A 25,404-nucleotide genomic window follows, 5' to 3' on the forward strand; every position below is an offset into this window, starting at 1 on the left:
TCTATTTTACAATGGCGATTTCAGCGTTTATTTTTTTTGTTTTTCTGGTGTTTTAGGTGCTTTGTCTTCTTTTTGAACGTCATTAATCAAGTTAGAAACGTCGTCCATAGAGATTTGTCCGTCTAACATCATCAAGATGTTTTCATCATCAGAAGAAATGGTTAATAGCATGTTATTCAGTAAATTAGAACTTGTATCTGCTGCTAAAAACTTGATTTTATTGTCTTTACTGTTTAGTGTCATGAGTTCATCATATTTCAGATTTTTTACAGCAGCTAGAATTTCATTTTTTACTTTACTAGCTTCATTGATGGCAGCTAATTGAGCAGCAGTAGGATTTTCGGCTTTTTCAGGTTTTTCCATGATGAGGATTTTTAAACCATTCATTTTACTGATGAGCGGTTTAATTTTGTCCATATCTGAGTCATCAATATTAATGTTATTGAGCAATCTAAACATAGGTTTAGCAATCTTAATAGAAGTTACGCCTTCTGCTTCTTGATATTTTTCAAAAATAGCATCTAATTTTTCAGTTTGAGCCAAAGCAAACACTGGCAAAAACAGGAGGAATAGGAATGTGATAATATTTTTCATTGTATTAATTTTTTAAAAGTTAATGGATAAATTTTTGATAGGCTCTGCCTGGTTTATAGTTTTGGTAACGTTACTCGCGAAAAGTTGAAATGCTTCCTTAGTAATGTCGATGGCTTCTTCTTCGTTATAGATTTTTTTACCATTGACGATTACATAATCAGCGCTGTATTCTTCTGCTGGATTTTCTAGAATTTCAGTAGAATTTTCTACAGTTTTACTTGGTTGAGAAGCAATATTTTGATGTTCATTTTTGAACTCGTGATTTATTTTTTCAGTTGGTTTTACATTGTTTTCAGCAACTTTGATGGTGTTTAAATTAGTGTTAATATTTTGATTTTCAGTTGTTTTTATGACGTTGGTTTGTGCTGGTTTTTGTGAAGGATTACTGTTATTAGAAACAATAGGTTTCAAGGTTGGTTCTGTAATGTCTGGGTTAAAGAACATCATCATGCCAAACATCGTAACCAAACTTGCTGCCATCCAATACCATTTTTGACTGCCACCACCAAATCCTTTTTTCAAAGGAATTACTTTAGTTTCCTCTGGTTTTTCTTCGGTTTTTTTCAAGAAATCTTCGAAATTCCAATCCATTTTTTCTTCCTTCAGTTCTTGGAAGATGTTTTGGTATTCTTTATCTATATTTGGGTTCATTGTTTCGGGTTTTAAATGTTTTGAATTTTTCTGTTTTCAAACGCTAACAGGTTGTTAATCTGTTCTTTTACTTTTTGTCTGGCTCTTATCAGATTCACTCTCACTGCATTTTCTTCTATTTCTAAAATCTCCGAGATTTCCGAGACTTCATATTCTTCTACATCTTTCAGGTGAATGACCAATTTCTGTTTTTCGGGGAGCGCATTGATAAATTCTAAAATTTTCTCCTTCAAATTATTGGTTTCAATTTTGTAGAGTTCATTTCTATGCAATTGAAAATCTGCAAAATTTTGTTTCACCGTTTCGTGTTTCAGTTTATTAAGACACTCGTTTTTCACACATTTTAGTACATAAGATTTTAAATTGAGATGTACCAATTCATCCTTTTTTTGCCAAAATTTTAGCATTAAATCCTGTACCAAATCTTCGGCTTCGTCACTACTCACCAAGAATCGCTTCGCAAAACGATACATCTCGTCTTTCAAAACAAATACTGTATTCTTAAATGTTTCTTGGTTCATAGGTTAGTTTCTATAGGTAAGACAACGAAGGTCGTAAAAATATTACATCAGAATTGAAAATTTTTTATTTTCTTGATTTTTAGCCAAAAAAAGCCGCTTTCAGTTTTTTGAAAGCGGCTAGTATTTTTAGTTAATTTTGTCATCCGTAAGAATCACATTTTAATGTCATAAATTTTTTGTTAAGATTCCTTCGGAATGACAAAAGCAACGTAGAAATCTTTGCGTTTAAAAAGACTAATAATTCTCATAAACCCATTTCAGAATCTCCTTATCTTCTTCTGTTAAAGTTATTTTTCTTCTTGCCATAGCTTTTTCGGCAACTTCGTAAGCGGTTTCTAATCTGAATTTTTCATCTCCTTTAAATCCGCCCCAAGAAAAATGTTCAATCAAATTTGGCGGAAATCCACTTTTGAAAATATTAGCGCCAACTCCCACTACAGTTCCAGTATTAAATTGAGTGTTAATAGCGGTTTTAGAATGATCGCCCATAATTAATCCGCAAAATTGAAGTCCAGTTTTTACAAATTTCTTAGATGGATAATTCCAGAGTTTTACTTCTGCATAATTGTTTTTGAGGTTAGAAGAATTAGTGTCTGCTCCAAGATTGCACCATTCTCCGATTACAGAATTTCCCACAAAACCTTCGTGACCTTTATTGGTAAAACCAGTGATGACAATATTATTCACTTCTCCGCCAACTTTAGAATGTGGACCAATTGTAGTAGCGCCATAAATTTTAGAACCCATATTAATTTTAGAGCCTTCACAAAGTGCCAAACTTCCTCTTACTACAGAACCTTCCATAATTTCTGCATTTTTGCCAATGTAGATTTTCCCAGTTTTACAATTAAGCGTAGCAAACTCTATTTCGGCACCTTCTTCTATAAATAAGTCTTCTTTATTGCCTAAAAATCCGTTGGTTTCAGAAAGTGGAGCAGAAGTTCTTCCTTTGGTTACCAATTCAAAATCAAAATCAATGGCTTTATCATTTAAGGAAAATAAATCCGTAGCTTTTTTAAAGAAAATCAGTTCTTCGGTGATGTCTGTCATTTTCTCAATCTGCGAAAGCGAAAAATTTTCCATGTTTAATCTCGCCGCCAAAACTTCATTTTCATAAGTCAAAGCTTCTCCCAGTTGCAAATTTTTAATCTGAGCCAAAACCCTTTCTGAAGGAAGAAAATTTGGAGTAATCAGTAAACTTTCTTTCTTTTCGTAAGATTTATATTTTTTTTGAAGATAATCTTCGGTGATGTAAGAAACTTCTGAAGAATCTAACAGTTTTTGCCAACGTTCAGAAAACGTAAGAATTCCTGTTCTAAGTTCTGCGATAGGTTTGGTATAAGTAAGCGGAAGAAAATCTCCCCAAAATTGAGCATCAGAAAATATAAGTTGCATTTTAATTCAAGATTTAAAATTTAAATTCAAAAATTTTAACGCAATGGCGCAAAACAATTTTTTAATAGTGTTTGTTTTTTAAGTCGCAAAGAATTTGTCTTTAGACAAATTTTCTTGGCGCCTTTAAAACGTTTCAATTTTTATTTTTTCTTGCGTCTTTGCGTTGATTGTAAACAAATTTACAAAAAAAGTCCTTCAAAATTTTTGAAGGACTGATTTATTATGAAAAAATCGGCTAAATTACTTAGCGAATTTTTTGTATTTGTTCATGAATTTGTCTACTCTACCTGCAGTATCTACTAATTTTACTTTACCAGTGTAGAATGGGTGAGAAGTAGAAGAGATTTCCATTTTGATTAATGGATATTCTGTACCTTCGTAAACAATAGTATCTTTAGTTTCAGCTGTAGATTTGCAAAGAAACACTTCGTCATTACTCATGTCTTTGAACACAACTAATCTATAATTTTCTGGGTGAATTCCTGATTTCATATCTTTATTGTCTTTTTAAATTTTAGTTGATAATAATTGCGTGTAATGGCACTGCTTTTATTATTCTTAATTTTAGACTGCAAAAATAAAAATATTTTTTGAATTGACAAATAGCGTTTTAAGTTTTTGTGAAAGAAATTTTACAGTTTTTGCGTTTTTAGAAACAGTTCAGCTTTTTTCATTAACTTTACGCTTATTTTTAAACTTCCATGAAGACAAAATATTTTCTTTTTTTCGGGTTTTGGTTGGCTCTTTTTGTTATTTCTTGTAACAGAGACGAAATAGAATTTGATACACCAAGCAAAAAACTCAGATTTTCGGTAGACACTTTGGTTCTAGACACTGTTTACAATCAGGTGAGAAGCGAAACTTATGCTGTAAAAATTTACAACGACGAAAATAAAGATATTTCCATTCCAAAGATTTATCTGGAATCAGGAAATTCTTCACTTTACAGAATTAATGTAGATGGAAAAGCTGGAACTGAATTTACCAATGTTCCCCTTCGTAAAAAAGACAGCCTTTATATTTTTGTAGAAATTGCTCCTACTGCAAATGCTCCAGAAGCGATTGCGGAAGAAAGAATTCAGATAGAATCGCCAGTTGCGAATCAACATGTGACCTTGTTGTCAGTAGTTCAAGATGTAGAATTTTATATTTCTACCGAAAACAGTCCGAAAATTTTAACAGACAATACTTCTTGGAACAATACAAAAGCTAAAATTATTTATGGCGACTTGAAATTAGCTGATGGAAAATCACTGACTATTTCTGAGGGAACAAAAGTGTATTTTCATAAAAATGCCAATTTGAAAATCGGGAAAAATGCTCAATTGATTGCCAATGGAGATTTAGGAAAAGAAGTAATTTTCCGCGGAGATAGAAATGATGCGAGATATGACACGCTTCCTCTTAACTGGGGCGGAATTCAGTTAGAACAAGGTGCAATTGCCAATTTAAAATATGCTAAAATTTTTGGTGGAACAACTGGTTTAGAACTCAATCACGCTTCTGCTACGCTTAAAAATACGATTGTTCACACTTTTCAAGATTTTGGAATTTTAGGAATTAATGCAACTGTAAATGCAGAAAATTTGGTGGTCAACAATTGTGGTCAAGCGAATTTAGGAATTTTTAAAGGCGGAAATTATACATTTTTACATGCTACTTTTGCCAATTATTGGAACTTAAACAGCACTTTGCCGAGTTTTGGAATCTATGCAACTAACGAATATAACAATGGAACTTCTATAGAACAAGGCGCTTTAACATTGAATCTTCAAAATTCTATTGTTTACACCGAAAGAAATAACGCGATACAGTTCAAGCCAACTTCTGGACAAACATTTAATTATTTCATCGAGAATTGTTTGGTAAAATTTGATGCTGCAAACGCAGGTTTTACTTGGGACGGAAATACTAAAATTGTGAATTCTATCAAAAACGAAGACCCAAAATTTGAGAATTATTTCACCCAAAAAATGAATTTGAGAGTGAAAGCAACTTCTCCCGCAAAAACCAAAGGAAAAGTTTCCACAGCAGCTTTGGTTCCTCTAGATATTGTAAAAGTGAACAGAACTACCAATCCTACCATTGGAGCGTATCAGTAAAAAGTTTCGAGTTGTGGGTTTCGAGATACGAGATTATCTCGCAACACGCAACACGTACCTCGTAACAAAGAAATTATGGAAATAAAAATTCTACAAAATCAAGTTGATGAATGGATAAAAACCATTGGTGTTCGTTATTTTAATGAATTAACAAATATGGCAATGTTAACCGAAGAAGTAGGAGAAGTTGCCAGAATTATAGCCAGAAGATATGGCGAACAAAGCGAAAAAGAATCTGATAAATCTAAAGATTTAGGCGAGGAATTAGCAGATGTACTTTTTGTAACTTTGTGCTTGGCAAACCAAACTGGCGTAGATTTACAAGTCGCTTTTGATAAAAAGATGAAAGTAAAAACCGAAAGAGATTTTGACCGTCATCAAAATAATGAAAAACTGAAATAATGAGAGAACCCAAAATTATTACTGATTTAAGACACAAAGTAGAACATGAATGGTTCGGAACGCTCACCAGATTTGGCAGTAGACTGGGGATTCCTGTTTCTAAACTGCGTGTATTTTTCATTTATTCCACTTTTGCTACCGCTGGTTTTTTCTTCTTGGTTTATCTCATGATGGCATTTACGCTTTGGGTAAAAGATATTTTCGTCACCAGAAGACCTAATGTTTTTGACCTGTAAATAATAGTTTTCATTAAAGTCAAAAATCGTAAATCAAAAATCGTAAATCAAAAATTGTAAATCGTAAATAAAAATGGTTTGGTTCGAAGAATTACAAAACCGTAAGAAAATTTCTAAAATTTTCTACCGCTACGAAAAGACTTTTCCCGAAGAAGAAAGACGAAGCAAAGACCAATTTCTAGATTTGGCCGAAAATCCAGACGCCTTTGTTTATTCCATTAATCACGAAGATGAAAATATAGGATATTGTGTAATTTGGGAGCTTCAAGAATTTTATTTTTTAGAGCATTTTGAAGTTTTTGAAGAATTCCGAAATCAAAAATTTGGCGAAAAAATTCTGGAAAGTTTACAGGAAAAATTCGAAAAACTGATTTTAGAAACTGAGCCCGATTCACTTTCAGAAATTGCAGAAAGAAGATTGCGTTTTTACGAAAGAAATGGTTTTAGCGTCATAGAAAAAAATTACCTTCAACCAAGTTATGGCGAAGGTAAATATGCTGTTAATTTATTTTTAATGGCTAATTTCCAGCCTGAAAATTTAGATGTTTTGGTGAATGAAATTTATGAAGTAGTTTATTAACACCCCGTCAAAATCAAAGATTTTGACACCCCTCTAAAAGAGGGGAACCAATAGAGAAAGTTTTTTTCAACCTTTGCATCAACCTTTACCTCAATCTCTACCTAATCCACTTCATATTCTAATTTAATTGTAATACTCGCTTCTTTTTCTTTTGATTGAGTATTATAAGTTCCGCCATAAGAAAAATCTTCGTTTGAATTTGGCGCGGTAATTTGGATCACACCCATTGTTGCTTTTTTAAGATTTCCTAAATCTGAACCTGCATTTTCTGCAATTTTTTCGGCACGTTCTTTAGCGTCTTTTGTAGCATTAGCAATCATTTCTTGTTTTACTTCCGCCAATTTGGTGTAAAAATAATTAGGTCTGGAAGAAGTGAATTCTATTCCAAGATTGATAATTTCGGTGATATTTCTAGACAAATTTTCAATTTTTGCCACATCTTTACTTTCTAATGAAACCGATTGAGTTAATTGGTAACCTGCAAAAGTTTGGTGACTACTTCCATTAGCGTCTGAAACATAATTATATTGCTTCTGAATATCTACCGCCGAAAAAACGATTTCGTTTTTAGGAATTCCTTTAGAAATCAAATAGTTTTCGATGATTTTTCGGTCGTTTGAAAGTGCATCATAAGCTTGTTTCAGTTCAAAGCTATTTCTGGAGAAGTTTCCGCTCCAAGTGATGAGGTCTGAAGTAAATTTTTTGGTTCCGAGACCGGTAACAGAGATGGTGTTTTCTGATTTGTTTCGGTTTTTGATGGCGCTTCCTAATAAGCCAAGCCCAATGATGAAGCCCAAAGAAGCAACAGCAATGGCGATAATGTTTTTGTTCATAAAATTGTGATTTTAGGTGGTGATTTGATAACTTTAAATTTACGAAAAATTATACATCAAATTCAATTCCATACTATTTTAACTTTCTAAAATCATTGATTTTTATTTCTGCTTGTTTTCTGAACTGAGCAATGTCGCTTCCTTTGAGATAACCATATTTATAAGCGTTTTTTAAATCTAACCCACTCATTACATGAAAGATGAACGAGGAAATTTCACTTTTTTTAAGTCCTAAATCTGTAAAATAATCTTCGCCAAGAATTTCTAGAAAATCTTCGGCTAAATCTATTTGATCTGCTTTACTAGAAACTTTACCTACAGAAAAACCTTCACCTTTAGGTTGTACAAATTCGCCTGCTTTTGGTTTTAGTATTAGAGGATCAGATTTTTGAGTGATGTATTTTGCAATTTCTTTATTGAGTTTTACTTTTCTCACAGATTCTACTCTTCTTGCATCTTCTTTTAGATCGCCTGTGAGTTTGGTTTTAATTTCTACTTCTTCTATTTCTACTACGGATTTTATCAACGTAATTTTTATAGAATTTTTAAAATCTTCGGGTTTTACGGAATAGGTAATTCTATCAAATTTTTGTTTTACGAATCGCAGTGCATCATTATTTTTTGCAGAAATCATAAAATTTCCATCGCTGTCTGAATATGTTTTCTCGTCTGTTCTGGTGTTGAGGATCAAAACTCCCGATAATTCTATGTTTTGTTCGGAAGAAATTTTTCCAAAAATGTATTCTTGAGCATGAAAAGAATGGGAGATAATGAATAAAAATAAGAGTAGAGTTTTCTTCATGGGTTATGATTAGCAGCCTCAAAATTATTTTGAAATTTGATTGCTGAAACAACTTTAACCGAGATTAACTTTTTTATGAGTTTTTAAGAAGGAAATTTTCAAAATTTGGTTAAAAAGTTCTAATGATGACGGAATTGCGCCCCGACTTTAGTGGAGCTCTTTTTTGTGCGGCGGCAAAGCCGCCGCACAAAAAAAGCGGGAACGGAAGGCGGAAATTTGGCGCCAATATAAAAGAATTACAGAATTAAAATTTAGGTACATTTTTTGCTTATATTTGCATACTAAAAAATTGGGGTTGACTGGTTTCGACAGCAAGACCAATGGGTAAGTAAGCATGCAGAGAACCGTAGCGCGATCTCTTTAATCCCTTGCTACAGAATTTAACTGGCAACGAAGAGTTTGCTCTTGCTGCTTAATCCGAAGCTTAGTAGGATTAGCGTTTTTCCCGAAGTATAGTAAGGAAACAAGATGTCTCCCGAAAGTTCTGTTCTGCGACGTTCGATTCCGAGGCATAGAAAATGCGGAAATAAGTCCCGAAAAACTTCGGTTCGGGAACGAAAATTTTAGAAGATAAGCGTAAAGTTGGCTGTTTGCTGTCTGCTTTATGACGAAAACCAATAGCAAAATAAGCATGTAGAAAGCTTGCGTATTGCTTGTTTGGACGAGGGTTCGAATCCCTCCAACTCCACTTAAAACCCTGTAAATTATTGATTTACAGGGTTTTTTATTTTTGGGTGCTAGATTAGGTGCTAATATTAAATATAGGATATTTCTCTTATATGAAAAAATTTGAGGCAAAGATTTATTCTTATCACTAAAAGGAAGTCGTTTTATCTAATAGAGTATCTGTTGAGGCCTTTTACTTTTCCCCCATAGAAACCATTTAGCAAAAATTCACCAACAAATCTACATTCTTATTGAAGTCTAAGTATAGAGCCCTCGAATAAATTCTCTACTGTCTTTACAAATAAAAGTTCCTTCTGGGGTACTTAAAACTCTCTGTAACTACTGTTAACAAAGAGTTTTTTATTTTAAGGGGGAACAAAAAGGGGAATACGATATTTGAGATTTCTAATTTGTGCTATATTCAAATATTTTCTTTTAATAGACTTACTTTGTTTTTAGTTCCGTCTTGGAACTTATGGCTCATAAATTTACTATTAAAGAGATATAGTATCTTTCTCTTTAATTTATCTTTATTTCCTTTAGACTGGCGGATCAGCAGGAGACGATCTTTAGTTTTGATATCAGAGATCTACAATTCCAACACCTCGCTAAGACGCAGACCGCACGAATATATTGTGGTAAGAATAGCTTTATGTTTTAAATTCTCCGTAGCATCCAATACCTGTTTCACCTCTTCAAGGGTAAGAAATTTCGGTAATTTATGTTCTTTGCGTTTGGGATAGAGATGTTTTAAACTGATCTGGCGGTTGAAGATTTCCTTATAAAATTTGGTAATAGTGGCGATCATTGCTTTTTGATATGATTGCCCTATCTTCATCTTGTCGACAAGCCAGACAATAAAATCTTCAAGTTGTTGTTAGGTTATATTTTCCGGTTTATGTTTGGAAGATAATTTAAGAAAATAGCTGAGATGTGAAGCGTAGGTCTTAATACTTTTCTCGGCATATCGTTGCATTCGAAGGATCACTATGAATTGATCGGTCAGATTTTCATTCATCATATAATTGCGTTTATCCAAAAATTATTCAATATTTAATCAACTAACAAACAGAATCTTAAATAAAATATATAAAAGAATAAGCGCAACATTATATATTTCGTATTGGCGCAATGCGTATATTTAAACCCTTGGAGAACTCAAGAAAAAATGAGTAAAATAACTTAATCCTATAATAATGTTTGATTTTCGTTTACAAGTATTTCACAAAGTAGCAAAACGACTTAATTTTACAAAAGCTGCCGAAGAATTATTTATTACGCAGCCAGCAGTTTCAAAACACATACAAGAAATTGAAAGTTTTCTGAAAACTAAACTTTTTGAAAGAAATGGCTCAAAGGTAAAATTAACAAAAGCAGGAATTATATTATTTTCTCATACCGAAAAAATATTTGAAACCTATCGTAATTTAGAATTTGAAATTAATTCTCTTTCTCAAAATTTCAACGGAAAATTAAGAATTGGTGCGAGTACAACAATTGCTCAATATCTTTTACCTGAAATTTTAGCATCGTTTCATAAAAAATTTGACCAACTTATCGTTTCTTTAGAAGCTAATAATACAGAACAAATTGAAATTGCGCTGCAAAAAAATGAAATTGATTTGGGTATCATAGAAGGAAAATCCAAAAAAGCCTATCTAAAATATACCGAATTTGTCAAAGACGAAATTGTTTTAGTTTCAAATAGCACAAATCCTCTCTCAAAAAGACAGAACATTACTATTGATGAGCTAAAAAACATTCCTCTCTTGTTTCGCGAGCAAGGATCAGGAACACTAGAAGTAATTGCACATCATTTAAAATCTTTGAATGTAAAAATTTCAGATTTAAAAATTGAAATGCAATTAGGCAGCACTGAAAGTATTAAAAACTATATACTTCACAGCAACACTATGGCTTTTATATCATTACATTCCATATACAAAGAACTTAGAGAAAATAAATTTACAATAATAGATGTTCAACATTTGTCTATCGAAAGGAATTTTTACTTTATCCAACAACAAGGTCAAGTTGAGGCTTTACCTGAATTATTTATGAAATTTGCCAATCATTATAACTTTAAGTAATGACGCATAACTTTTTACAATTTCCAACATATCCTTTATTTCAAGAAATTTGTACTAACAATAATATATAAAGTAAGATGGAAAATCAAAAAGGATTCAAAAATTTATTAGACAAAAGTATAACCACTAGAGAAGTGATTTTTTTATTAGCAGTTGTACTCTGCTTGTCTCCATTAATATCACCGCCAATTGCCTTACTTATGGGTTTAATAATTGCGCAATTTATTGGACATCCATATTTACATCTAAATCATAAAGCAACTCATATATTATTACAGGTTTCTGTTGTTGGTTTGGGCTTTGGAATGAATGTTACAAGTGCATTAAAAGCGGGTAAAGAAGGTATTTTATTTACAATAGTTTCTATTATTGGAACATTAGTAATTGGTTTCTTTATGGGTAAGTTTTTAAAGATAGAAAAAAAGACTTCTTATTTAATATCAACTGGAACAGCCATTTGTGGTGGAAGTGCTATTGCTGCTATTTCTCCTGTAATAAAGGCAGAAGAAAAACAGATATCGGTTGCATTAGGAACCATATTTATTCTAAATTCTGTAGCCTTATTTTTATTTCCTTTTATTGGGCATCAGTTAAATTTATCACAATCACAATTTGGAATGTGGTGTGCAATTGCTATTCACGATACCAGTTCAGTTGTAGGTGCAGCAAGTAAATATGGTCCGCAAGCTTTAGAGATTGCTACAACTGTTAAATTAGCACGAGCATTATGGATAATTCCTGTTGCTTTTTTATCAACTTTTATTTTTAAAAGTAAAGACAGTAAAATAAAAATTCCTTACTTTATTGGATTATTTGTTCTTGCAATGATTGCAAATACCTATATTCCCTTTGTTCAGCAATACAATCATTATTTAACAAATATTGCAAAAGCAGGATTAACGCTTACCTTGTTTTTAATAGGATGTGGATTGAACAGAAAAACAATATCTTCTGTTGGATTTAAACCATTAATTCAAGGTGTAATTCTATGGGTGATTATAGCAACTGCTGCACTTTGGGCTGTAACAACTTTAACAAACTAATAAATTCAAAATATGAAAAATAAATTCAAAATTGGAATGTTAATACTATTCTTTAGTATTATTGCTACCAAAACTCAAGCGCAACAAATCTTTGACGGCAACATAAAAAATAATTCTTTAGCAATAAGTCCAACCGGAAATATTGCATTAGCATCAAACAGCGACGTAAATTTCGTAAGTGTTTATAATCTAAAATCTCGTAAATTAATAAAAAAGATACCTGGATTCATCAGTCCAAGAAACATCATTTTTTCGCCTGATGGAATGAAGTTTTACATCACTGACAGCAGCACCGGATTTTTAACTGTACTGGAAACAAAGAACTTTAAAATCATTGAAAAATATGCGGTAGGCTTTGGAGCATTTGGTTCAGCAATTAGCAACAATGGTCAGGAAATTTATATTAATAATGAGGCAACAAATACAGTAACGGTAATTGACCTTTCAAGTAAATCGGTAAAAAAAATAATAACAGGTTTTGCCGAACCAAGACAAGGTATTAAATTAAACGCAACAAATACAAAGATTTACGTGACCAATTTTGCCAGCGACGCTATTTCTGTTGTGGACGCAGCAACTTTAAAAATCGATACAACTATTACTGGTTTTAGCAAAATAAGAGCTATCTCTATTACTAAAGATGGTGAAACATTATTTGCTGCTAATAGTGGTTCCAATTCCATTGCAGTAGTTAATTTAAATACAGGTATAATCGCTAAAACAATTTCTGTAGGCAAAGATCCTTATGGCGCATCATTATCTTCAGATGAAAACATTTTATTGAGTGGAAATAAGGAAGATAATTCTCTTTCAATAATTGATGTATCAACATTAACTAATATTGGAGTGATAACAGGATTTAATGAACCAAGACAAGCGATTGTTTACTCTAAAAACGGTAAAAATGTATTTGTACTAAACAAAGATTTATCTATTAGTGTAGTTAATCTTTCTGAAAAGAAAATAATATATAGTATTCAGAATTAATAAATTTCCTAAAAAAGGTAAAAGGGCTATTCGCTAACAGCCGTTTCTCGCAATTGCGAATTTTGTGGTAAGTTCTCGTTTGCGTTTCGCAAGAATTTTTATTTTTAACAGAAAATAAAAAGTTCCGAACTTCGCAACTGACGAGAAGCGGCGGAACCTTAACCAATTTTTAACAATACAACTGAAAGTGAAATTTTCGCCATACATATACGAACCAGACAAAAGTATTGAGGTTTACCGACAAACCGAAAAATAGTTTGAGGACAATCCCGAAGTTAAAAAACGTGTTGAAGAATTAGGATGATTGAATTTTATTCTAATTTGAAATGCGAATTCATATTCGCTTTTATAAATAAAGACAAAGAGTGGTTAGCTTTTAAATAAAAATATAAGTAATTCGGGATAATTACTTTTTCATAGGAAAGGCTCAACCAAATTGGTTGAGCCTTTTTATAGTTTAAATTTAAAATTATTACTATTTAAAGTTTGGTAATAGTACCATTGTATGATTTCTTATATAATATTGAACTTGAAAATTATTCAAATCGTTACATAAGTTATTTACTTTTCTCTAAAGTGAATTTTTTTTGAAAAGTAAGCAATTGTACTTCCATAAAAAATTCCCAAGAATGCTGCCACAATAACATCCGTAGGATAATGAACACCGTTGTAAATACGGCTGTATGCAACCAAAACAGCCCAGCAGACTAAAACATATTTTAGCCAATTATATTTTCTTGGTAGCAAAAAGATTAGGAATGTTGCTAAGCCAAAAGCGTTGGCAGAGTGAGACGATATAAAACCATACTGACCACCTGGTCCTGCTTTGCTTAAATGTATCAAATTTTCGAGAGATGGTTCATGTGATGGTCTTAGTCTTTTGAACGCATTTTTTATAAGATGAGATGCGGTCTGGTCACAGATCGTGATCAGAAAAGCAATTGCCAAAAGTACGTAAGCACTTTTCTTTTTAAATTCTCTCATAATGATATACAAAAGAAAAGTATAAAATGGTATCCAAAACAGTTTATCACTTGCCCAATACATGATCGGATCAAAAAATGAATTGTGCTTTCGGTTTATAAAAAGAAAAAGCTGAGTGTCGAGTTGGTTTATATTTTCGAGCATAGTAATGTCTTAATAATGAATATTTTAAGTTGTTGTTATTTTTATTTGAGAGTCAATATTAATATTCCCCCGATGATCATAAAACCGCCCACAGCAATTTTCCAGGTAAATTGCTCGTTTAGGAAGAAAAAGGAAAGAGCCAGCGTAATAATTATACTTCCCTTGTCTATTAATGCTATTTCTGAAACATTACCCACCTTCATTGCCCTGTAATAGAATATCCACGAAATTGTGGTCGTAATTCCCGAAAATCCCAGCAATAAAATATCTTTTTTGGTAAGATTTGAAAAATCTTTGGCGTTATTAAATGCGAATATATTGAGCCAAATTAGAAAAAACACAAATGAAGTCCGGACAGCCAAACCTGTATCTGATGCAACATTTTTCAGTCCTGCTTTTGCTATGACTGAGGTTAAACCTGCAAATATCATCGAAATGATGGCGAAAATTTGATATTGTTTCATAAAGTGTTGTGTGAGAATATGTGATATTAAAAGGCTAACTTTTTAGTATTGAAATTAGCCTTCAATAAATTTGATATTTTGTGTATTATTTAAACGCTTTGATTCCCGCAAACTTTGCTGCACTTCCAAGCTCCTCCTCAATTCTCAATAGTTGATTGAATTTTGAAACCCGCTCACTTCGGCAGCCACTTCCTGTTTTCAAATGCCCTGCACCAACTGCCACTGTCAAGTCGGCGATTGTTGTATCTTCTGTTTCTCCGCTTCGGTGCGAGATAAAGCAGTTGTAATTGTTTTTATAGGCCAGGTCAATCGTTTCCAGAGTTTCTGTAACGGTTCCAATTTGATTTAATTTTATCAAAACAGAGTTTCCAATTTTTTGGTCAATGCCTTCCTGTAGAATCTTTGGATTCGTACAGAAAATATCATCTCCCACCAGTTCTACTTTGTTTCCTAATCTCTCCGTCAATTGCTGCCAGCCTTTCCAGTCATTTTCTCCAAGACCGTCTTCCAACAAAACAATCGGATATTGTGATGTCCAGCTTTCCCAAAGTTCAATCATCTGTTCACTTGTTTTTTGTTCTTTGGTGCTTTTGAAAAATTCATATTTGTCATTGTTCCACATCTCACTTGTTGCAGGATCTAAGCATAACGACACATCTTTTCCAGGCGTAAAACCGGCTTTGGTAATCGCTTCTAAAATGACATCAACGGCTTCTTCATTGGATTTTAGATTTGGTGCAAATCCTCCTTCATCGCCAACTCCTGTGTAATATCCTTTTCCCTTTAAAATTTCTTTTAAGGTGTGGAAGACCTCTTCACCCATTCGAATACTCTCCTTAAAGTTTGGGGCATTGTGTGGTGCAATCATAAATTCCTGAAAATCGATATTATTGTCAGCGTGTCTTCCGCCATTGATCACATTCATACAAGGTACAGGCATGGTATATGTTGATTCATCCCTGAATTGTCGGTACAGTGGGATCTTGTTAAAGGCAGCTGATGCTTTGGCATAAGCAATGGAAACTGCTAAAATGCCATTTGCACTGAGATTAGATTTGTTGGGCGTCCCATCCAACGAGATCATCAAGGCATCTACATCACTCTGCAGTAGTATCTCTTTCCCGACCAATGCGTTCGCAATAATGGTATTGACATTATTGACAGCTTTTGAAACACCTTTCCCCTGATAGCGTGCTTTATCGTTATCTCTTAATTCCACGGCTTCCTTTTCGCCTGTGCTTGCACCGGACGGAGATATGGCTCTGCCCGTAAACTCACCATTGATGTTAATCTCTGCTTCAACTGTCGGATTTCCTCTGGAATCGAGTACTTCTCTTGCGTGTACTTTTGTAATTTTCATAATATTTTTTGATTTATTTAGGTGAATAATATTTCAGAACTGGGTTGAACAAGTATTATTTTAGCTTGTTTTAAAAGGTCTTTATTTAATTTTAAAAATTGGTTGATTTTATTTTCGTTATCAATAAGCTCAAGGCAGGCAGGATTCTTCAAAGCAGGAAGCTCCGAAATATTGTAGGAAATATTTTTATAATTCAGATAACCCGATTTAGCAATGAAGATATTCGCTTGCTCTATGTTACTTTCCCTGGCTTTTTTCAATAGAAATTCGCCCAGAGAATTGTTCCATAACCTTTTCCAAAACGATTGATCTTTTACAGATGCTCCGTATTCGAAATAAATCCTTACGATCACCGTTGATTTGTTTTCCATTGCGTTCATTTATTTGTTTTCGTTTATATTTCTTCCGGACTGGTTCTGAAATCTGGAATGTTTTGCTTCCCCGATGACCTGTTTTCCATAAATGCTGTTATGACCTGAAATTAAATATGATACCACGCAGGCAATGGCCATATAGATCCCGCTTTCAGCTCCGAAGAGTTCTATTCCCATCAGCATACAGGCGAGTGGTGTATTGGTTGCCCCTGCAAACACTGCCACAAATCCCATTCCTGCCAAAAGTCCTGTCGGCAAAGGGATAAATAAGGATAAGGCACTTCCTAAAGTAGCGCCGATAAAAAATAAAGGCGTTACTTCGCCACCTTTGAATCCTGCTGCAAGTGTGATAATGGTAAAGGCCATCTTCAATGCAAAATCGTAAGGCGGTAACTGCTGCTCGAAAGACTGAACAATGGTCGGAATACCCAATCCGATATATTTCGTGGTTCCCATTGCAAACACAGCGACGGCAACGATGATCCCTCCTACAAAAGGACGGAGCGGCGGAAAAGATATTCTGGATTTGAAAAAAGAAGTTACGTAATGGATGACCTTGCTAAAGGTCGCCGCACAAAGGCCGAATAAGATCCCTGCCAGTATACTGTAGATGATCGGTAAGGCTTCCAATTGGGGAACAAGGTCGATATGATAATGGGTGTGTTTAACCTGCCAGAGGTTAGTGACCAGGTCTGCCAGTATTGCTGAAGCAAACGCAGGAAATATCGCATCATATTTTATTCTTCCTATCAGAAATACTTCGAGACCGAACAAGGCACCCGCCAAAGGTGTTCCGAATATAGAACCGAAACCTGCTGAAATTGCCGAGATCAGCAGTATTTTACGCTCAGGTTCAGTTAGTCTGAAAGGTTTTGTGAATTGATCAGCGATTGCTCCCGCCATCTGCAATGCCGTTCCCTCTCTACCTGCGGAACCTCCAAAAAAGTGGGTTGCAATCGTTCCTAAATAAACAAAGGGTGCCATCCTGAAAGGAATAATTTCCTTTGGATTGTGGATGCTGTCAATCAATAAATTATTTCCAGCCTCAATATCCTTCCCCAGATAATTGTAAAGCAAGCCGATTAACAGACCTGCAATTGGCAGAAAAGCAATGAGCCACAGATGATTCTCCCTGAAATTCGTAGCCCAGTCCAGTGATACCAGAAAACCTGCCGAGGCAGACCCTACACAGATCCCAATGATGGAACTGATTAAAAACCATTTAACGATGTATGGGAGAGTAGGGTATTTACGGAAAAAGATCTTTGTGTGAAGCTGAGCTGCTTTGCTGTTGGATCTAAAATGCTGATTTTTGGACATAATTTACCTGATTAAATGTGTTAACATTGTCTAATCAGGCGTCATCAGCTTTTTTAGGGCGGTTGGGTAAGGAAGAGCACCATTTCCTTTCAACAAATGTACAAAATAGTTTTTAGAAAATACTATTGACAGACATTATAATAATGTTTTTCAGGGATAATACTTTTTCTTCAGCCACAAACTAACCCTTACCAATAAAATTAAAACAGGTACTTCCACAAGAGGACCGATGACCCCTACAAATGCTTGTGAGGAATGAATTCCAAAAACTGCTATAGCAACAGCAATCGCTAATTCAAAATTATTTCCAGTCGCTGTAAAAGCAATAGATGCATTTTTGTCGTAGGGTACTTTCAATGCCTTACTAATGAAAAAGCTGATGAAGAATGTAAGAACAAAGTAAATTACTAATGGTATTGCAACTTTAACAACGTCCATTGGTAGCTCTAAAATTTTGTCTCCCTTCAAACTGAACATCAATACGATTGTAAACAGCAAAGCATACAAAGTAATAGGTGAAATAGCCGGAATGAATTTCCTATTGAACCACTCTTTTCCTTTTAATTTAATCAAGAAGTAACGGCTCAAAAATCCTGCAATAAATGGGATCCCTAAATAAATGAATACACTCTCGGCAACATCTTTCATTGGTACCGCAATGTTAAAATTTCCTAAGCCTAGTTTTTGTGGTAATACATTAATAAAAAGCCAAACATAAAAACTATAAAACACCAATTGGAAAATACTGTTTAATGCGATTAGCAGAGCTGCGTACTCCCGATTACCTTTTGCTAGATCGTTCCAGACAATGACCATTGCAATACATCTTGCTAAACCGATCAAAATTAGACCAATCATATAGTCTGGCTCATCTCGTAGAAAAATGATAGCTAATACAAACATTAAAATAGGACTGATAATCCAATTGAGTAGCAATGATACCGACATTACCTTTTTGTCTTTAAAAGCCATTGGTAATAGACTATAATCTACTTTTGCCAAAGGTGGATACATCATTAAAATTAAACCTATTGCTAAGGGAATATTAGTTGTTCCGACAGACAAAGAATTTGTGACAGTAGAAATATCAGGAAAGAAATATCCTAACCCAACGCCCAAAAGCATTGCTAAAAAAATCCATAGGGTAAGAAAGCGGTCGAGGAATTTTAATTTTGGTTGCATCTTCTAATTATTTAGTTGAGCGTATTGTTCCGCTGTTAATAAATTTTCAGTTTCTCTCAGGTCTTCAATTTCAATTTTCACCATCCAGCCATTATCAAATGGATTAGAATTTACAAGCGTTGGCTCTTTTAAAAGTTGCTCATTGGTTTCAATTATTTTCCCTGAAAGAGGCATAAATAGGTCGCTGACGGTTTTAATGGCTTCTACAGAACCAAATACTTCGTCTTGTTTGAAATTATGATTAACATTAGGTAAGTCAACATATACGATTTCTCCCAATTCCTTTTGAGCAAATGCTGTAATACCGACCGTTGCAGTTTTGTTCTCAATACGAACCCAAGTATGTTCTTTTGAATAATGTAGATCTTTTGGAAGTTCCATTTTTTTAGATTTTAACAATTAATAGCCACGTCTTAGATTTTCTGCATACTCGTTTGGAAGAGGGCTGTCTTCCACTGCCTTTGCTGCCTTTTCAAAGTCATAGTCGAAGCGGATAAATTCTACACTGATGCTTTCTTTGTTCAAAACAGAACTGTTTTCATCAACTGTCAACATCACATAACCACCTCTAATATCATTGTCTTTCGGCTTCCCAACGGAACCGATATTTACTGCGTGACGAAAATGATCTTGTCCATCAATACCCGAATTTAAAACTCTATGATATGGTTTGTGTGTATGTCCGAAACACATAATGTCGGCATCGGCTTGTTCCATAATACGAAGCATACTTTTTTCTTCACGGTCTTCGAAAAGATATTCATTTATTTTTCTCGGACTCCCGTGTACCAAAAGCAGGTTCAGTTTGTCTTCGTTCAGTTGAAATTCTACTTTTATATGTGCTGGAAGTGTGCGCAGGTACGCCCTTTCATCATCTTTCATCAAAGAATTGGTAAAAGAAATGGAAATATTTCCGTTGTCCTTCTCAGCGTCTGTTTTGTAGGCGCAACCACATTCATTACTCATTCTCCCAATGCCAAAATCGTAGTTGCCAGCAATACTTGGTATTTTTCTTTTACGGATTTCATTGACCACTTCGTTTGGCCAGATATTGTAACCAACTAAATCTCCCAAACAATAAATGCTGTCGGGATTTCTTTTTTCAACATCTGCAAAGAATGCTTCTAATGCAGGGAGATTAGCGTGAATGTCGCTGAATAATGCAATTTTCATTTTATTTATTTTTATTTAAGAATTCTTCTATTTCAATTATTGTTTGTTTTGCAGATCTGTTTATACCAATTAATGTTGCAGATGCGTAGCCTGTCCAGTTACCATAGCCAACAAACCATAAACCTTCCATTTCCAAAGATCTGCTATCTGTGGTTTTAGCGATACCTCTTTCATCTATACGGACGATTGATCTTAAGTAGGCGGTGTCATAACCAAAGCCTGTGCACCAGACAAAAGCATCAAACTCTTCTGAATTTCCATCATCCCATACCACGCCTTGATCATAAATTTTATGAAATGAACCGCTTGAAACTAAAACGCCTCTTTTCTGAGCTTCTTTAACAGGAGGAACCATAACGATATTTCCTAAATTGTACTGCGATGCATCAAAGGGTTTTCCTTCTTTTTCCGCTTTGTATTTCGCTGACGCAACATTAAATAGGTAATAACCATCTACATTGTCTGGAAGAAATTGAGGTTCTCTTTTTGTAGACCATTTTGTTTCAGTAAATCTTGAAACTTCAGCTACAATCTGTGCACCGGAATTCCCTTCACCAATGACTAAAGTTTTCATTCCTATAAAGTTCTCTGGATTTTTGTAGTTTCCGGAATGAATTTGTATTCCCTTAAAACTTTCGATGCCATCTATGTTTGGAATAGTAGGGTTTCCCCAGGTTCCGGTTGCTGAGATAATTGACTTAGCTTTTATAGTGTTCTGTTGTATATCAACGATAAAAAAATCTCCATTTTTTTTGATATTATTAACCTCAAATCCCCGTCTTATATTCAGCTGATAGTGTGCTTCGTATTGCTGTAAGTAATTTATTACTTCTTGCTTAGGAGGAAATTTATTTTTAGATTTCGGCATCGCCCAGCCAGGCAAGGAACTGTAATCGGCTGGTGAAAAAAGGGTTAGACTGTCCCAAGTATGAAGCCAGGCACCTCCAGATATATTTTGTTTATCCAATATTACATAATTCAGTTTAGCTCTTCTCAAATAATATCCGCAGGCTAAAGCGCTTTGTCCTCCTCCAATAACAACGACGTCGTATATTTCATCCATTAATCTTTGGTTTTGATTATTTTATAATGGCAGATTAGTGAGTAAATTATGTTTAGCAGCAACCTCCGCCAGGCGTACAAGAACTGTTTTGGTTTACACCAAGTTCAATTAGATTCTTTTTTTCTTTTTCTGATGGGATTCCGCAAGCATCCTGTGCTAAACAAGCTGTAGTTTTATTTTTTAGAATAAATGTTTTCCCATTGAATTCTAGATCATATTTTCCAATAGTATCACTCTGATATTCCACTTCAATATCGAAATCCTCGATTCCTAATTTATCCTCGGAAAGTTTGATAATGTTGAGTAATTTGTTAGGCTTCAGACGATGTTCAAAATCGTCTGCATTCCAAAGCTGGAAATTGACAACCTTCTCTGAACGGATGACACCGCCACAATCAATAAAGTTTTTATTGATCATTCCTACTTCCGTAACGTGAAAATGTTCCGGAACAAAAGTTCCATTTTCTAATTGGAATTCAACATTTTCTAATGTTGGTAAAATTTGTTTTATTTCTGATAATTTCATAATTAAATGCTTATAGGTTAAATGCAATATTGCGATATATTAAGGTAAAAAAACGCTTAACAGCATTTTGATTTGGTAACAGTTTGTACTATTGCGGAAAAATAAGTGTTGAGAATTTCGATGGTCTTTTCGTCTATACAATAGCAGATAGCGTTTCCGGAAATGTTACCTTTTATGATCCCGGCATTTTTCAGTTCTTTCAAATGCTGAGAAACGGTAGGTTGAGCTAAGGGTAATTCATTCACGATGTCGCCACAGATACACTCATTGACTTTCATCAAATACTCAATAATAGCTATTCTGGCAGGATGCCCTAATGCTTTTGCAATAGTTGCAATTTGATTTTGCTTATCTGTAAAATGTTCTGTTTTAGTAGCTCCCATAATTCCAAAAAATATTACATCGCAATATTACAATATAATATTTGCTTCGCAAAATATTTTTTAATAAATTGTCTAAAGAGAAGCTTAGAGATCCAATTCAAAAAGATTCAAATAGTAGAAAATATATTCACCGAAGGTTTTTACCTTAATTTTCATCTCCAAAGTAATTTTCCAGCTGAGTGATAATTTCTTTAATGATTTTCCTTACTTGCGTTATATCCATCTTTAAACCTCAGAAAATCCTCTGCTTTTTTAGGATTATTCTTGATCCATAATTGCATAACTTGAGTATTTTCTCTCAAAACTGTTATCTCATTTTTATCATAGATTTTTTTTCCTTCATCAGCAATTTCATTTAAAATATCTTGGCGTAGTTCACTTTTCGCTTTGATGCTTTCTTTGTACCAATTGGTTGCGAAATAGATGGATGCGATAAATACTAAAACGGCAAAGACAAAAACTCCAATTCCGCTCCAAATAAATTTCTTCTTCCATCGTATATCCTTTCCAAAACCGTCCAAATAATCTTTAGTTTCTTTTGAAAGAACCATTTCTGTCTGCGTAGGAATACTGGCAAGAAATTCAGTCATTTTGGCTTGCACTAATTTGAAAAAGACCACAGTTTCATTATTGAGTGACTGTCCGTCTTCCAAGCAGATCTTTAAGTCATTCAATAGAGTCGTATGATCTTCAATGGCAAACTGCAGTTTGATATTTTGTTCAATATTTTCCATATTTGATTTGATCACGTTTTCTAAAAGTTCCATTCCGTTACTTTTAGATTCTTTATTTTCACTATCCATATTTATTGTTTTATATTTTTAATTATCTTCTTAATTTTCGCTTCTTTTTCCAGAGTGCATCTTCGTCCTGAGAAACATAGGTTGGATTAAGGAAGTCACTTATTAATCCGCCTGCAATATCTATTAAGCTTTCATTTGGGTCTGATTTCAGATGATTACTTGCATCATTATTTACACTATTTTGACTTAATGATTTTACCAGATCATCCAGACCAGAATCTATTGCTGACAGAGAGAACCCGACATTTTTCCGAAAAAAGAATCCGTTTTTCTCTTGACTATCACCAATTTTATTTATCCAGAAATCTTGAATTTCATTTTTTTGACCGGCTTTAAATTCTCCTTTGTATTGGATCTTTACAGAAATTCCTTTTTGTTGTATAATTTTTCGAAATCCCTCTATGTTGCCAGCGTCTTTTTGTGCTTCCTTGACCGCATTTTTCATTTCAAACAGAGATTTTATTTCAGAAATTTTCAGTTGATTTGAGATTTCAGATAATTTGTAACCAGCTTTATAAATCCTTTCGGTATGAAAATTTTTGTCTTTTTCCATCACAATTCGCATTCCCGAAATCCCGTCTTTGATATTTGAAGACAATTGAATTTCAAAACCTTTTTTATTCATTTCTGAGATCAGATCATCAAAATTATCTTTTGACCTAATAGCTTCGGTCAAGCTTTTCAGCATCTCAGCTTTTTTCTGAATTCCAATTTCTATATCAGTCAACAATCCTCTTTCCTTGCAAACTTCTCTGACAGCATCACCAAATCTCTTTCCGATATCGTGTGATTTCACAGTGCAATTTCCCGAAATATCAATCCTGTTTACGACAAAATGAATATGCTTATGTTTTGTACTATTGTGAATATCCAATCGGTACTGATTTTTGTTTGTCACTCCAATTTTATCTAAAGCTTTGGTGGCGATTTCTGCGAATTCTTCATCCTTCAATTTTCTACCAATTTCGTCCGGTTGAGAAATGTAGCCTGTCAATGCCCATTTCTTTACTTTGGTATTTCTTTCAGCTACAGTTTTCATTTCGTGAAATTGACCTTCAGCAGTGTCACTCAAAAGATAATTCGAAGCCACCATTTCTGATGTTCCTTTATCGTTTGCATTGTATTCCAAAGCAATTTTTGTAATGGATCTGGTGGTTGCTGAATTATTCATTTTTCTGAATTTTTGAATATAAATACTGATGAATCAATTCGATCAAATTTTCGATTTTCACTAAAATCTCCTTCTTGTTTTCGAAAACATTCCATTCCCGATTTCGTAAAAGATTGGTTATTTTTTTGAAATGAGTCCCATACTGCAGTAAGACTTCATCAGTTTGAAATTCATTGATTTTTAGTTCTTTTTCGAACAAAACATTTCGGATATAGGTTGATAATTTGAACGGATGTTTTTCTTGTTTTTGAATGAGAGTTTCGTATTCGGAATTGGTCATTCGTATTGAAATAACTTTATCAAGTTTTTTGTTTTCTTTAGTTTTCAAACCGCCTTTCCTACCTAGTTCCTGGAAATATTTTTTTCTCTTTTCCTGAGCAATCTTCGTTTCATTTTCTTTGGCAACTTCGTATATGAATTCTTGTAAAAAGTCTTTTTCCATTGTGTAAATTTTATTGTATTTAAAAACATTTCTGACGATAGGAAGAAATCAAAAATCCCAATTTTGCAATCAGCGGATACGCTTATTGTAAACTTTGGGTACTTTTTGCACTAACATATCACCATATTTTACCTGTGTTTATTTTACTCACCTTCTCCTTTGTTTGACTTGTCTTTCAAGTGATGGGTTTTTATGAATCATCCAATCATTTAAGTCTTTAAAATCTGAATATAAAACCCGACAATCTTCTACATTTTTGTTTTCATTTTTAATCATTTCAATGCCACGATCTCCTGCTTCATCATTGTCAAAATAAAGCTCAATATTTTCATAATTTTCGATTGAATTTTTAATCTTAGAAATCATCGAAACGGAATTCAAAATGAGATAATCTGAAAGTTCTTTTTGTAAAAATTTCTCTACATTTTTAAAGGAAAGAAAATCGAAAAACCCCTCGAAGACCCGCAGCGATTCTGCTCCATTTTGTATAGTAGAAATGTCTTTTTTACCCAAACAAATTTTAGAGTATTTATTACGGATTTCATAACCGCCAGAATCGTTCTTGAAACCAATTCCAAAATAGTTTTTATCTTTCATTCGGTAATGAATTTCGTGTAAGAACTGAGTTTGATTTCCAACTTTTCTTTCTCTTAAATATTCCAAAAGCGAAGGATGCTGAACGTTTTTAATTTCAATGATTTCATATTGTTTAGATAAATTTTCTGCTTTCTGATTTGAAATACGTTGCTGTTGAAAAGAAGAAAAACTCTGCTTCTCAACCCACGCTAAAACTTCATTGACCGAAGCGTTCAGGTATTTCTTCATAAAGTCGGTACTGGTTCCACCAATTCCTTCTGAAAACAGATACCAATAGTTTAGGCTTTTATTGATTTTAAAAGAGGCTTGGGATTCGTTGGCAAAGGGGTTGAGATACCAAGCTTCTTTTTCATTTTGTTTCGTTGGAAGGTGTCCGAGAGAAAGGAGGACTTCTTCCAACGGTATGCTGTTGAATTGTTTGCAGTTCATTGTTGTAATTTTTAATATTTTTAGTAATAAATAGTAGGTGTCCTGTCGGTTAAAACGGACGGATTTGGTTTTGATTAATTTTTGATG

Annotated in this window: 29 protein-coding genes, 1 other RNA gene and 1 riboswitch; of the genes, 8 read left to right on the plus strand and 22 right to left on the minus strand. The window is 33.7% G+C overall.

What is annotated here, in order from left to right; all coding sequences use genetic code 11:
• Positions 1-27: 27 nt before the first annotated feature.
• The 5 genes from KKQ76_RS12345 to KKQ76_RS12365 form a co-directional block, all read right to left on the minus strand.
• A complete protein-coding gene (locus KKQ76_RS12345; protein ID WP_213197383.1) occupies positions 28-594 on the minus strand; it encodes a DUF4252 domain-containing protein in 567 nt (188 codons plus the stop codon).
• Positions 595-606: 12 nt separating this feature from the next.
• Positions 607-1,245: a hypothetical protein gene (locus tag KKQ76_RS12350; protein ID WP_213197384.1), complete on the minus strand. Its 639-nt coding sequence runs from the start codon at positions 1,243-1,245 to the stop codon at positions 607-609.
• A gap of 11 nt (positions 1,246-1,256) precedes the next feature.
• Entirely contained in the window at positions 1,257-1,766 is a 510-nt protein-coding gene (locus tag KKQ76_RS12355) for an RNA polymerase sigma factor (protein WP_213197385.1), read from the minus strand.
• A gap of 234 nt (positions 1,767-2,000) precedes the next feature.
• Positions 2,001-3,161 (minus strand): GlmU family protein, encoded by a 1,161-nt coding sequence (locus KKQ76_RS12360; protein WP_213197386.1) that lies wholly within the window; start codon positions 3,159-3,161, stop codon positions 2,001-2,003.
• A 240-nt stretch (positions 3,162-3,401) separates the two neighbouring features.
• Positions 3,402-3,653, minus strand: a complete 252-nt coding sequence (locus tag KKQ76_RS12365; RefSeq protein ID WP_069800586.1) for a type B 50S ribosomal protein L31 — start codon at positions 3,651-3,653, stop codon at positions 3,402-3,404.
• A gap of 209 nt (positions 3,654-3,862) precedes the next feature.
• Here KKQ76_RS12365 and KKQ76_RS12370 point away from each other — a divergent pair, with 209 nt between their 5' ends.
• The 4 genes from KKQ76_RS12370 (at position 3,863) to KKQ76_RS12385 (ending at position 6,481) form a co-directional block, all read left to right on the plus strand.
• Positions 3,863-5,263, plus strand: coding sequence for a hypothetical protein (locus KKQ76_RS12370; protein WP_213197387.1), 1,401 nt, complete (start codon positions 3,863-3,865; stop codon positions 5,261-5,263).
• 75 nt (positions 5,264-5,338) lie between these two features.
• Positions 5,339-5,665 (plus strand): nucleotide pyrophosphohydrolase, encoded by a 327-nt coding sequence (locus KKQ76_RS12375; RefSeq protein WP_213197388.1) that lies wholly within the window; start codon positions 5,339-5,341, stop codon positions 5,663-5,665.
• Positions 5,665-5,901, plus strand: a complete 237-nt coding sequence (locus tag KKQ76_RS12380) for a PspC family transcriptional regulator (RefSeq protein ID WP_371463680.1) — start codon at positions 5,665-5,667, stop codon at positions 5,899-5,901. The genes KKQ76_RS12375 and KKQ76_RS12380 overlap by 1 nt, the downstream gene beginning before the upstream one ends.
• Positions 5,902-5,974: 73 nt before the next feature.
• On the plus strand, positions 5,975-6,481 hold the full coding sequence (locus KKQ76_RS12385) for a GNAT family N-acetyltransferase (RefSeq protein ID WP_213197389.1): 507 nt from the start codon (positions 5,975-5,977) through the stop codon (positions 6,479-6,481).
• A 101-nt stretch (positions 6,482-6,582) separates the two neighbouring features.
• Here KKQ76_RS12385 and KKQ76_RS12390 read toward each other — a convergent pair whose 3' ends face one another.
• Positions 6,583-7,314: an SIMPL domain-containing protein gene (locus KKQ76_RS12390; RefSeq protein ID WP_104794186.1), complete on the minus strand. Its 732-nt coding sequence runs from the start codon at positions 7,312-7,314 to the stop codon at positions 6,583-6,585.
• A gap of 73 nt (positions 7,315-7,387) precedes the next feature.
• On the minus strand, positions 7,388-8,116 hold the full coding sequence (locus tag KKQ76_RS12395; RefSeq protein ID WP_213197390.1) for a hypothetical protein: 729 nt from the start codon (positions 8,114-8,116) through the stop codon (positions 7,388-7,390).
• A 291-nt stretch (positions 8,117-8,407) separates the two neighbouring features.
• Between KKQ76_RS12395 and ssrA the strand changes: the two genes are divergently transcribed.
• The 4 genes from ssrA (at position 8,408) to KKQ76_RS12415 (ending at position 12,902) form a co-directional block, all read left to right on the plus strand.
• Positions 8,408-8,807: a transfer-messenger RNA gene (gene ssrA / locus KKQ76_RS12400) on the plus strand.
• Between the two features lie 1,171 nt (positions 8,808-9,978).
• Positions 9,979-10,872 carry a LysR family transcriptional regulator gene (locus tag KKQ76_RS12405; protein ID WP_027387422.1) on the plus strand — a complete coding sequence of 298 codons (894 nt, stop codon included), beginning with the start codon at positions 9,979-9,981 and terminating at the stop codon, positions 10,870-10,872.
• Positions 10,873-10,949: 77 nt separating this feature from the next.
• Complete coding sequence (locus KKQ76_RS12410; protein WP_213197391.1) at positions 10,950-11,915, plus strand: YeiH family protein; 966 nt, start codon at positions 10,950-10,952, stop codon at positions 11,913-11,915.
• Between the two features lie 12 nt (positions 11,916-11,927).
• The gene (locus tag KKQ76_RS12415) at positions 11,928-12,902 is read left to right on the plus strand and encodes a beta-propeller fold lactonase family protein (protein WP_213197392.1); all 975 of its coding nucleotides are present in this window, start codon (positions 11,928-11,930) and stop codon (positions 12,900-12,902) included.
• Between the two features lie 561 nt (positions 12,903-13,463).
• On the opposite strand, the gene KKQ76_RS12420 is transcribed toward KKQ76_RS12415, so the two are convergent.
• From KKQ76_RS12420 to KKQ76_RS12490, 15 genes are all read right to left on the minus strand, one after another.
• Complete coding sequence (locus KKQ76_RS12420) at positions 13,464-14,030, minus strand: phosphatase PAP2 family protein (protein ID WP_213197393.1); 567 nt, start codon at positions 14,028-14,030, stop codon at positions 13,464-13,466.
• Positions 14,031-14,071: 41 nt separating this feature from the next.
• Positions 14,072-14,494 carry an EamA family transporter gene (locus KKQ76_RS12425; protein WP_027381136.1) on the minus strand — a complete coding sequence of 141 codons (423 nt, stop codon included), beginning with the start codon at positions 14,492-14,494 and terminating at the stop codon, positions 14,072-14,074.
• A gap of 85 nt (positions 14,495-14,579) precedes the next feature.
• Positions 14,580-15,857 carry a phosphopyruvate hydratase gene (gene eno / locus KKQ76_RS12430; RefSeq protein ID WP_213197540.1) on the minus strand — a complete coding sequence of 426 codons (1,278 nt, stop codon included), beginning with the start codon at positions 15,855-15,857 and terminating at the stop codon, positions 14,580-14,582.
• Between the two features lie 14 nt (positions 15,858-15,871).
• Entirely contained in the window at positions 15,872-16,225 is a 354-nt protein-coding gene (locus KKQ76_RS12435) for a DUF190 domain-containing protein (protein WP_213197394.1), read from the minus strand.
• A 9-nt stretch (positions 16,226-16,234) separates the two neighbouring features.
• Positions 16,235-17,548 (minus strand): voltage-gated chloride channel family protein, encoded by a 1,314-nt coding sequence (locus KKQ76_RS12440; RefSeq protein ID WP_213197395.1) that lies wholly within the window; start codon positions 17,546-17,548, stop codon positions 16,235-16,237.
• A gap of 28 nt (positions 17,549-17,576) precedes the next feature.
• A riboswitch (Fluoride riboswitch) is annotated at positions 17,577-17,644 on the minus strand.
• 54 nt (positions 17,645-17,698) lie between these two features.
• Positions 17,699-18,730 (minus strand): ACR3 family arsenite efflux transporter, encoded by a 1,032-nt coding sequence (gene arsB, locus KKQ76_RS12445; RefSeq protein WP_213197396.1) that lies wholly within the window; start codon positions 18,728-18,730, stop codon positions 17,699-17,701.
• A gap of 3 nt (positions 18,731-18,733) precedes the next feature.
• On the minus strand, positions 18,734-19,111 hold the full coding sequence (gcvH, locus tag KKQ76_RS12450) for a glycine cleavage system protein GcvH (RefSeq protein ID WP_213197397.1): 378 nt from the start codon (positions 19,109-19,111) through the stop codon (positions 18,734-18,736).
• Positions 19,112-19,129: 18 nt separating this feature from the next.
• Positions 19,130-19,903, minus strand: a complete 774-nt coding sequence (locus KKQ76_RS12455; RefSeq protein WP_213197398.1) for a metallophosphoesterase family protein — start codon at positions 19,901-19,903, stop codon at positions 19,130-19,132.
• 1 nt (position 19,904) lies between these two features.
• A complete protein-coding gene (locus KKQ76_RS12460) occupies positions 19,905-20,966 on the minus strand; it encodes an ArsO family NAD(P)H-dependent flavin-containing monooxygenase (RefSeq protein ID WP_213197399.1) in 1,062 nt (353 codons plus the stop codon).
• Between the two features lie 52 nt (positions 20,967-21,018).
• The gene (locus KKQ76_RS12465; RefSeq protein ID WP_213197400.1) at positions 21,019-21,492 is read right to left on the minus strand and encodes a DUF6428 family protein; all 474 of its coding nucleotides are present in this window, start codon (positions 21,490-21,492) and stop codon (positions 21,019-21,021) included.
• 56 nt (positions 21,493-21,548) lie between these two features.
• Positions 21,549-21,875, minus strand: a complete 327-nt coding sequence (locus KKQ76_RS12470; RefSeq protein WP_002981116.1) for an ArsR/SmtB family transcription factor — start codon at positions 21,873-21,875, stop codon at positions 21,549-21,551.
• A 191-nt stretch (positions 21,876-22,066) separates the two neighbouring features.
• Positions 22,067-22,642: a hypothetical protein gene (locus KKQ76_RS12475; protein WP_213197401.1), complete on the minus strand. Its 576-nt coding sequence runs from the start codon at positions 22,640-22,642 to the stop codon at positions 22,067-22,069.
• Positions 22,643-22,700: 58 nt separating this feature from the next.
• Positions 22,701-23,849, minus strand: a complete 1,149-nt coding sequence (locus KKQ76_RS12480; RefSeq protein ID WP_027387437.1) for a relaxase/mobilization nuclease domain-containing protein — start codon at positions 23,847-23,849, stop codon at positions 22,701-22,703.
• Positions 23,842-24,291, minus strand: coding sequence for a plasmid mobilization protein (locus KKQ76_RS12485; protein ID WP_027387438.1), 450 nt, complete (start codon positions 24,289-24,291; stop codon positions 23,842-23,844). The genes KKQ76_RS12480 and KKQ76_RS12485 overlap by 8 nt, the downstream gene beginning before the upstream one ends.
• A 147-nt stretch (positions 24,292-24,438) precedes the next feature.
• Complete coding sequence (locus KKQ76_RS12490) at positions 24,439-25,317, minus strand: toprim domain-containing protein (protein WP_213197402.1); 879 nt, start codon at positions 25,315-25,317, stop codon at positions 24,439-24,441.
• Positions 25,318-25,404: the final 87 nt, after the last annotated feature.

It is taken from the genome of Cloacibacterium caeni (assembly GCF_907163105.1).
GTDB classification, from domain to species: domain Bacteria; phylum Bacteroidota; class Bacteroidia; order Flavobacteriales; family Weeksellaceae; genus Cloacibacterium; species Cloacibacterium caeni_A.

What these genes read in the sequence shown, in the direction of transcription:
- KKQ76_RS12355 (WP_213197385.1), bottom strand. Translation starts at nt 1,766, where the DNA reads ATGAACCAAGAAACATTTAAGAATACAGTATTTGTTTTGAAAGACGAG.
- KKQ76_RS12490 (WP_213197402.1), bottom strand. Translation starts at nt 25,317, where the DNA reads ATGAACTGCAAACAATTCAACAGCATACCGTTGGAAGAAGTCCTCCTT.
- KKQ76_RS12485 (WP_027387438.1), bottom strand. Translation starts at nt 24,291, where the DNA reads ATGGAAAAAGACTTTTTACAAGAATTCATATACGAAGTTGCCAAAGAA.
- KKQ76_RS12395 (WP_213197390.1), bottom strand. Translation starts at nt 8,116, where the DNA reads ATGAAGAAAACTCTACTCTTATTTTTATTCATTATCTCCCATTCTTTT.
- KKQ76_RS12360 (WP_213197386.1), bottom strand. Translation starts at nt 3,161, where the DNA reads ATGCAACTTATATTTTCTGATGCTCAATTTTGGGGAGATTTTCTTCCG.
- KKQ76_RS12475 (WP_213197401.1), bottom strand. Translation starts at nt 22,642, where the DNA reads ATGGAACTTTTAGAAAACGTGATCAAATCAAATATGGAAAATATTGAA.
- KKQ76_RS12405 (WP_027387422.1), top strand. Translation starts at nt 9,979, where the DNA reads ATGTTTGATTTTCGTTTACAAGTATTTCACAAAGTAGCAAAACGACTT.
- KKQ76_RS12390 (WP_104794186.1), bottom strand. Translation starts at nt 7,314, where the DNA reads ATGAACAAAAACATTATCGCCATTGCTGTTGCTTCTTTGGGCTTCATC.
- KKQ76_RS12350 (WP_213197384.1), bottom strand. Translation starts at nt 1,245, where the DNA reads ATGAACCCAAATATAGATAAAGAATACCAAAACATCTTCCAAGAACTG.
- KKQ76_RS12455 (WP_213197398.1), bottom strand. Translation starts at nt 19,903, where the DNA reads ATGAAAATTGCATTATTCAGCGACATTCACGCTAATCTCCCTGCATTA.
- KKQ76_RS12385 (WP_213197389.1), top strand. Translation starts at nt 5,975, where the DNA reads ATGGTTTGGTTCGAAGAATTACAAAACCGTAAGAAAATTTCTAAAATT.
- KKQ76_RS12370 (WP_213197387.1), top strand. Translation starts at nt 3,863, where the DNA reads ATGAAGACAAAATATTTTCTTTTTTTCGGGTTTTGGTTGGCTCTTTTT.
- KKQ76_RS12380 (WP_371463680.1), top strand. Translation starts at nt 5,665, where the DNA reads ATGAGAGAACCCAAAATTATTACTGATTTAAGACACAAAGTAGAACAT.
- KKQ76_RS12375 (WP_213197388.1), top strand. Translation starts at nt 5,339, where the DNA reads ATGGAAATAAAAATTCTACAAAATCAAGTTGATGAATGGATAAAAACC.
- KKQ76_RS12440 (WP_213197395.1), bottom strand. Translation starts at nt 17,548, where the DNA reads ATGTCCAAAAATCAGCATTTTAGATCCAACAGCAAAGCAGCTCAGCTT.
- arsB (WP_213197396.1), bottom strand. Translation starts at nt 18,730, where the DNA reads ATGCAACCAAAATTAAAATTCCTCGACCGCTTTCTTACCCTATGGATT.
- KKQ76_RS12470 (WP_002981116.1), bottom strand. Translation starts at nt 21,875, where the DNA reads ATGGGAGCTACTAAAACAGAACATTTTACAGATAAGCAAAATCAAATT.
- KKQ76_RS12345 (WP_213197383.1), bottom strand. Translation starts at nt 594, where the DNA reads ATGAAAAATATTATCACATTCCTATTCCTCCTGTTTTTGCCAGTGTTT.
- KKQ76_RS12410 (WP_213197391.1), top strand. Translation starts at nt 10,950, where the DNA reads ATGGAAAATCAAAAAGGATTCAAAAATTTATTAGACAAAAGTATAACC.
- KKQ76_RS12420 (WP_213197393.1), bottom strand. Translation starts at nt 14,030, where the DNA reads ATGCTCGAAAATATAAACCAACTCGACACTCAGCTTTTTCTTTTTATA.
- gcvH (WP_213197397.1), bottom strand. Translation starts at nt 19,111, where the DNA reads ATGGAACTTCCAAAAGATCTACATTATTCAAAAGAACATACTTGGGTT.
- KKQ76_RS12460 (WP_213197399.1), bottom strand. Translation starts at nt 20,966, where the DNA reads ATGGATGAAATATACGACGTCGTTGTTATTGGAGGAGGACAAAGCGCT.
- KKQ76_RS12465 (WP_213197400.1), bottom strand. Translation starts at nt 21,492, where the DNA reads ATGAAATTATCAGAAATAAAACAAATTTTACCAACATTAGAAAATGTT.
- KKQ76_RS12435 (WP_213197394.1), bottom strand. Translation starts at nt 16,225, where the DNA reads ATGGAAAACAAATCAACGGTGATCGTAAGGATTTATTTCGAATACGGA.
- KKQ76_RS12480 (WP_027387437.1), bottom strand. Translation starts at nt 23,849, where the DNA reads ATGAATAATTCAGCAACCACCAGATCCATTACAAAAATTGCTTTGGAA.
- KKQ76_RS12415 (WP_213197392.1), top strand. Translation starts at nt 11,928, where the DNA reads ATGAAAAATAAATTCAAAATTGGAATGTTAATACTATTCTTTAGTATT.
- KKQ76_RS12425 (WP_027381136.1), bottom strand. Translation starts at nt 14,494, where the DNA reads ATGAAACAATATCAAATTTTCGCCATCATTTCGATGATATTTGCAGGT.
- KKQ76_RS12365 (WP_069800586.1), bottom strand. Translation starts at nt 3,653, where the DNA reads ATGAAATCAGGAATTCACCCAGAAAATTATAGATTAGTTGTGTTCAAA.